The sequence below is a fragment of the Nocardioides sp. P5_C9_2 genome (assembly GCF_054049555.1).
This window is the reverse complement of the sequence record NZ_JBFUMD010000185.1, coordinates 1-6,854: the sequence shown is the minus strand read 5'-3', so window position 1 is coordinate 6,854 and position 6,854 is coordinate 1. Positions and strand designations below refer to the sequence as shown.

Sequence of the window (6,854 nt, the reverse complement as noted above, 5' to 3'; positions counted from 1 at the left end):
GGGCTCACCGTCGCCGCCCACCGCGGGGCCGGGTACGTCGGTGCCGACCGGGTCGGCGAGCGGATCGCCGGGGTCGTGGCAGCGTCCAGGACCTCTCCGTCGCTGACCTACGTCTACGACTCCGACCTCGACTGGACCGGCCACAAGTTCGGGGTCGCCTCCAGCCAGTGGCTCCAGCAGCTCGCCATGGTGGATGCGGAGGCCGAGCAGCTGCGCGAGGCGCTGCCCGCCTCCACCCGCCTGCTCGTCATCGCCGACCACGGCATGGTCGACAGCCCGCCCGAGGCGCGCGTCGACGTCGACGAGCGCACCGAGCTCCGCGACGGAGTCGCGCTGATGGGCGGCGAGGCCCGCTTCCGCCACCTCTACTGCTCCCAGCGTGCGGTGCCCTCGATCGTCGCCACGTGGCGTGACGTGCTGCGGGACCGGGCCACCGTGCTGACCCGCGACGAGGCCGTCGACCGGGGCTGGTTCGGGGCGTCGTCCCCCGACGTCATGTCCCGCATCGGCGACGTGCTGGTGGCGTGCCGGGGCGACACGGCGATCATGTCGAGCCGGGACTTCGGCTACGAGATGTCCCTCGTCGGCCTGCACGGCTCGCTCACCTCGGACGAGATGCTGATCCCCGTCCTGGTCGGCTGAGCCCCGGCCGTCCGCCTCAGCCGAACGGCAGCGGCTCAGGTGCCAGGCTGACGGCCTTGGCGCGCGCCGCGGTGAGCCTGCGCCGGTGGTGCTGGCGGCACAGGACCTCGTAGGCCACCTCGGCCGGAGGCTCGTCCACCGTCTCCACGTCGCCGACCACGACCACCTCGCCCTCGACGACCATGACGCCGTTCTCGGTGCGGGCGTTGTGGGTGGCGCGCTTGCCGCACCAGCACAGGGCCTCGACCTGGAGGACGTTCATCCGGTCCGCCAGCTCCACGAGGCGCCGGGAGCCCGGGAAGAGGGTCGTGCGGAAGTCGGTGAGGATGCCGAAGGCGAACACGTCGACCTGGAGCTCGTCGACGACCTTGGCCAGCTGGTCGATCTGGACCGGCTCGTAGAACTGGGCCTCGTCGCAGATGAGGTAGTCGATGCGCCCGCCCGCCGTGAGCGTGCTGACGACGTACTGCCAGAAGTCGAAGTCGGGGGGGACCTCCAGGGCGTCGTGGGTCAGCCCCAGCCGACTGGACAGCACCGCCTCGCCGGCGCGGTCGTGGGAGGTGAAGATCCTGCCCACCCGCCCACGCGCGGCGTGGTTGTGGTTGGTCTGGAGCGCCAGGGTCGACTTGCCGGAGTCCATGGTGCCGGTGAAGAAGTGCAGTTCAGCCACGAGGAGCGATCCTGTCACAGGGTGGCCGGTGCGGTCGGGTGCAGGATGGGTGTCATGTCCGACACTCCACTGATCTCGGCGGACGAGCTCCGCGACGCACACCCCGGCGTGATCGTCCTCGACGTCCGCTACCGGCTGGGCGGGCCACCCGGACTCGCCGAGCACGCTGCCGGCCATGTGCCCGGAGCGGCGTACGTCGACCTGGAGACCGAGCTGTCCGACCCGCCGTCCGACCCGGTCGACGACCGCGGCAGACACCCACTTCCGACCAGCGAGCGCCTCATCGACGCGATGCAGCGGGCCGGGGTCGACCTCGGCTCGTCGGTGGTCGTGTACGACGACTGGCAGGGCCGCGCCGCCGCCCGCGCGTGGTGGCTGCTGCGCCACCACGGGCACCGCGACGTCCGGGTGCTCGACGGCGGCTGGACCGCGTGGGTGGCCGCCGGGGGAGAGGTGGAGACGGGAGCCGTCGCGCCGGAGCGCGGGGACTTCCACGGCAGTCCCGGGTCGATGCCGGTGGTGTCCGCCGACGACCTGGCCGCCGTGCCGGTCGTGGTCGACGCGCGGGCCGAGGAGCGCTTCCGAGGTGACGTGGAGCCGGTGGACCCGGTCGCCGGCCGGGTCCCGGGCGCGGTCTCCGTCGACACCGGGCGAAACCTGGACAACCACGGCCACTTCCGGGCCGTCAGTGAGCTGCGGGCGCTGTATGACGGCGTCGGCGCGACCGCGGGCACCGAGGTGGCGGCGTACTGCGGCTCGGGAGTGACCGCGACCCACGACATCCTTGCCCTGGAGCTCGTGGGGATCCGGGCGGCGCTCTTCGCGTCGAGCTGGAGCGGCTGGGTGGCGGACCCGGACCGGCCGGTCGAGCGCGGCTGAGACCGGACCGAGGTGGACTAGTCCGGTCGTACCGGTCTGGACAAGGTTTGGCGAAGTCGCGACGGCCTGCAGCGAGGCGCTCCTACCGTCGAAGGGACCGGTCAGCCGACTCGCGGCGCGGGCAACCCACCACCTCGGAGCGCCACATGACTTCTCGACTGCGTCGGCCCGCCGGCGCCCTGCTCGCCACCACCCTGCTCCTGGGCGTCGTCGGCATCGCCCCCTCGGCCCAGGCCGAGGGGGAGGGGGTCATCCTCGGCGACGTGACCCGGGCGGGCGGGGGCGTCGCCGCGGGCGTGCAGGTCGAGGCCCTGCAGTACGTCGACGGCGTCTGGCAGAGCCCCGGGATCGACGCGGCGTACACGACGACCGACGAGGACGGCCTGTACGCCCTGACGCTGCCGCTCGGCACCTACCGTGTCCACTTCCTCGGCAACGAGGCGCTCGTCGGTGAGTACTTCGACGACGCCGCCACCGTCGAGGGGGGCACGGACCTGGTCCTCCCGGCGGCCGGCGACACCGTGCCCGCGAACGCGGTGCTGGCTGCGGCGAGCCACATCACCGGCAGGGTGACCGGTCCCGACAAGAACGGCCTGGGGGGTGTCGGCGTGACCGCCTACCAGGAGATGTTCGACGACGGGCAGAGCTACTGGCAGCAGGTGCAGTTCGCCGACACCGACGGAAGCGGTGCCTACGACCTCGGCGGCCTCACCACGGGCGCCTACCGCATCGAGTTCTCCGACGACTCCCTGGTGCACGCCACCGAGTACTACGACGACCATGCGAGCCTGACCGCGGCCGAGAACGTCGCCGTGGCTGCCGGGGCCACCAGGCCCGGCATCGATGCCGAGCTGGCCGAGTCCTCGCAGATCACCGGCACCGTGACGGACGTGGGGGGCGCGGACCTCGGTGGCGTCGAGGTCTACGCCTACGTCCGGGCTGGCGACACGTGGGACCCGGTCACCGCCGCGGTGACCACCGACAGCGGTACCTACGTCCTGGACGGCCTCGCCAAGGGCACCTACCGCGTCGGGTTCGAGGGCGRCACGAGCGACGCTCCGCTCCACGAGTTCTGGGACAACGCCGGGAGCCTCGACCTGGCCGACGACATCGCGATCGGGGATGACGTGAGCGTCCCGGGCATCGACGCACAGCTCGTCGTCGGCGAGCACGACACCAGGTACTTCGAGCGCCTGACGCAACCCACCATCGGCGGCACCCCGCAGGTCGGGAGCACCCTCACCGCGATCGCAGGCACCTACAGCCCGGAGCCGACCACCGTCTCCTACCTCTGGTACCGGGGACTCCAGGCGATCCCGGGCGCGACCTCGTCGCAGTACACCCTGACGGCGGCCGACGAGGGTGAGTTCATCTCCCTGCGGGTCATCGCCTCGCGTGAGGGCTACGAGGACGACCGCAACGGCACGGAGTACGTCGGCCCGGTCGTCCCGGCACCGGCACCCGCCCCCGCTCCCGCCCCGGTCCCTGCCCCGGCTCCTGCCCCGGCCCCGGCCCCGGCTCCGGCTCCGTCGATCTCGTTCCCGAGGTCCATGGACGTGGTGGGCGCGCTCAAGGTCGGCTCGACGCTGAGGCTGAAGCACTACCGGGCGCTGGTCTCCCGCTCGACGGTGTCCTACAGGTTCCAGTGGTACGCCGGGAGCAGGAAGATCAAGAAGGCGACCACGCCCACGCTCAAGGTCACCAAGGCCCTCAAGGGCACGAAGATCGCGGTGAAGGTGACGGCAACGGTCGGCTCCACCTCCAAGACCGTCAAGGTCAAGGTCGGCAAGGTCCGCTGACGCTGACGCTGACCTCGTCGCCGACGGCGATGGTGCCGGGCGACTCGGGGACCAGGCTGACGGCGAAGAGCGTCTTGTGGTCGACGAGCCGGTGCCGGGCCAGGGTGCGGATCGGCTCCTTGCCGGTGGTCAGCGACCCCGCGTCGATCGTGGTCATCACGCACCGGTCCGTCGGCTTGGCCACCCGGAACCGCACGGCACCGATGGTGACGCCGGTCCAGGAGTCCTCGGCGAACGCCTCGTCGCCGTCGACGACCAGGTTGGGCCGGAACCGCTCCATCGGCAGCGGCGCCGGGGGCTCCTCGCCGCGAGCGAGCGCGCCCTCGAGGATCCAGTCGTTCAGCCTGCGCAGGGACGCCTCGCTCGCGATGGTCACCGGGTAGCCGTCGGCGTACGCCGTGTGGTCGCCCGGGGCGGAGAAGGCCGGGTTGAGCCGACGGCGGGTCGGGTCGTCGCACCAGACGAGCCGGACGTCGTCGCGCCCGAGCGCCTGGCGCACCCACGCGTCGGCGTCCCCGCCGGCCGGGACCCCCTGGAGCTCCTGGGAGAACAGGCGGACGCGGACGAGGTCGCCGCAGGGGTGGTCGAGCACGAGGTCCGGGAGGTCGGTCGCCCTCAACCGCAGGGCCCGGTCGAGTGTCGGGTCGGTGCGGGGGGTGTCGGCGGTGATCGCGAAGAGGCCGTGCTGCTCACGGGCCGTGACGATGACCCCGTCGGCGTCCACGACCACCCAGGAGCGGTCGTCCTCRAGCCCCCGGGGCAGCACGGCGACGGTGGTGACGGGCCGGATCGCGGTGCTCTTGACGGGATGGACGGCCATGGAGGTGATCTGCACGCCGTCGTTCTACCAGTGAACGCCCTTGAACACCTTCGCCAGCATGATCTGCTCGGACTCGCGGGTGCCCGCCTCGGGGGCCTGGCCCTTGGCCGCCGCCGAGTCCGGGAACACGTGGTAGGCCATGTTGAGCAGCCGGAAGGTCGCCTTGGGGGCGATCGTGTGCGCGACGGCGCCGACGTTGCCCAGCGCGGTGTTGATATCGTGCGGACGCTCGACCATGGCCCGGACGAGGATGTCGGCGGCCTGGGCGGGGCTGATCGTCGGGAACTTGTCGTAGAGCGTGGTCGGCGCGATCATCGGCGTCCGCACCAGCGGCATGTGGATGTTGGTGAAGGTGATCCCGTTGCCCACGACCTCGCTCGCCACGACGTTGGACCACGAGTCCAGGGCGGCCTTCGAGGCGACGTACGCCGAGAAGCGCGGTGGGTTGGTCTGCACGCCGATGGAGCTGACGTTCACCACGTGCCCCGACTTCTGCTGCTGCATGACGGGCATCAGCCCCATCACCAGCCGGACGGCCCCGAAGTAGTTGAGCTGCATGGTGCGCTCGAAGTCGTGGAACCGGTCCTGCGAGAGCCGCAGGGACCGTCGGATCGAGCGACCGGCGTTGTTGATGATGAAGTCGACCGACGGGAGGTCGGCGGCCAGCTGCTCGCAGAGCCGGTCGATCGACTCGAGGTCCGAGAGGTCGCAGCAGTAGACATGGGCCTGACCGCCCCGCATCTCGATCATCGCCCGGGTCTCCTCGAGCTTGTCCTTGCCCCGGGCGACCAGCACCGGGATGCCGCCCGCCTGGGCCACCTTGAGCGCGGTCACCTGCCCGATCCCGGACGAGGCGCCGGTGATGACGACGTGCTTGCCCTCGAGGGCGGCCCGGGTGGAGCGGTCGCGTCCGGTGGCCCGGTCGAGGTGGTCCTCCCAGTAGCCCCACAGCGTGCCGGCGTAGGACTCCAGGTCGGGCACCGAGATGCCCGAGCCGGCGAGGGCCTTCTCGGTACGACGCGAGTCGAAGGTCGCCGCGAAGCTCGTGTGGCCGAGCACCTCGGCCGGGATCCCCGCGCGCCCCAGCGTCTGGTCGAGCACCAGCCGTCCCGCGGTCGACCGGACCGCGGCCGCGACCACGGTGGAGGGACGCAGGGCGCGGGGGACCAGGCCGAGAAGTCCCGCCGAGGTGACCCGTCGGTCGATCGGCGTCGCGAACCGCGGCGCGCCGGCGGCCGCGCAGATGAGGTTGATGACGTCCACGACCGCTTGCGGCTCGGGGTTGACGAGGTGGAACGCCTCGCCGTCACGGTCGGGCAGGTGGGCGAGGTGGTCCATCGCCGAGGCGACGTAGTCGACCGGGACGACGTTGGTGTCGCCGAGGTCGACACCCACGAGGGGGAGCCACGCCGGCAGGGTGTCGCGCAACAGCTTGAGCAGCGGGAAGAAGTAGTAGGGCCCGTCGATCTTGTCCATCGCCCCGGTCTGGGAGTGCCCGACCACGATCGCCGGCCGGTAGACCCGCCACGGCACCGAGGACTCCTCGCGGACGATCCGCTCGGACTCGTACTTGGTGCGGTGGTAGGCCGAGGGCAGGTGCTGCCCCTCCGCGAACATCGTCTCGTCGAAGACCCCCCGGAAGTCGCCCGCGGCCGCGACGCTGGAGACCTGGTGGAAGCAGCCGGCGTCGAGCGCCTCGGCGAGCGCCAGCGCGTGCCGGGTGCCCTCGACGTTCATCGCGTCGTTGGTCGCGTCGTCGGCGGTCATGTCGTAGATCGCGGCAAGGTGGAAGACGTGGTCGACCTGCCCGGCGTGCGCGGCGACCCAGGCCGGGTCGACACCCAGCGCCGGCGCGCCGAGGTCGCCGGTGACGGGAACGACCCGAGGGTCGTCCCAGCCCCGCATCAGCGTGTCGATGCGGGCCTGCGAGCCCTCCCGCACCAGGACGAAGACGTCGCCCTCGCGGTGGTCGAGGAGCTCCTCGACGAGGTGGCGGCCGATGAACCCTGTGGCGCCGGTCACGAAGTACGACATGCGACCGGAC

At 71.8% G+C, this 6,854-nt stretch carries 6 protein-coding genes; 3 read left to right on the top strand and 3 right to left on the bottom strand.

All coding sequences use genetic code 11. The annotated features are described in order from the left end of the window. Positions 1 to 642 (top strand): alkaline phosphatase family protein (locus ACXJKL_RS10910; protein WP_457207073.1); only part of this gene is annotated, 642 nt, incomplete at its 5' end. Between the two features lie 16 nt (positions 643 to 658). Here the strand turns inward: ACXJKL_RS10910 and ACXJKL_RS10905 are convergent. Further along, a complete protein-coding gene (locus tag ACXJKL_RS10905) occupies positions 659 to 1,312 on the bottom strand; it encodes a thymidine kinase (protein WP_457207072.1) in 654 nt (217 codons plus the stop codon). 54 nt (positions 1,313 to 1,366) lie between these two features. On the opposite strand from ACXJKL_RS10905, the gene ACXJKL_RS10900 reads away from it, so the two are divergent. Then, on the top strand, positions 1,367 to 2,191 hold the full coding sequence (locus ACXJKL_RS10900) for a sulfurtransferase (protein WP_457207071.1): 825 nt from the start codon (positions 1,367 to 1,369) through the stop codon (positions 2,189 to 2,191). 146 nt (positions 2,192 to 2,337) lie between these two features. Further along, positions 2,338 to 3,990 carry a hypothetical protein gene (locus ACXJKL_RS10895; RefSeq protein ID WP_457207070.1) on the top strand — a complete coding sequence of 551 codons (1,653 nt, stop codon included), beginning with the start codon at positions 2,338 to 2,340 and terminating at the stop codon, positions 3,988 to 3,990. Here ACXJKL_RS10895 and ACXJKL_RS10890 read toward each other — a convergent pair. After that, complete coding sequence (locus ACXJKL_RS10890; protein ID WP_457207069.1) at positions 3,968 to 4,825, bottom strand: MOSC domain-containing protein; 858 nt, start codon at positions 4,823 to 4,825, stop codon at positions 3,968 to 3,970. The two genes, ACXJKL_RS10895 and ACXJKL_RS10890, sit on opposite strands and share 23 nt — an antisense overlap. A gap of 9 nt (positions 4,826 to 4,834) precedes the next feature. Beyond that, on the bottom strand, positions 4,835 to 6,854 hold a 2,020-nt coding region (locus ACXJKL_RS10885), incomplete at its 5' end, for an SDR family oxidoreductase (protein ID WP_457207068.1).

What these genes read in the sequence shown, in the direction of transcription:
- ACXJKL_RS10900 (WP_457207071.1), top strand. Translation starts at nt 1,367, where the DNA reads ATGTCCGACACTCCACTGATCTCGGCGGACGAGCTCCGCGACGCACAC.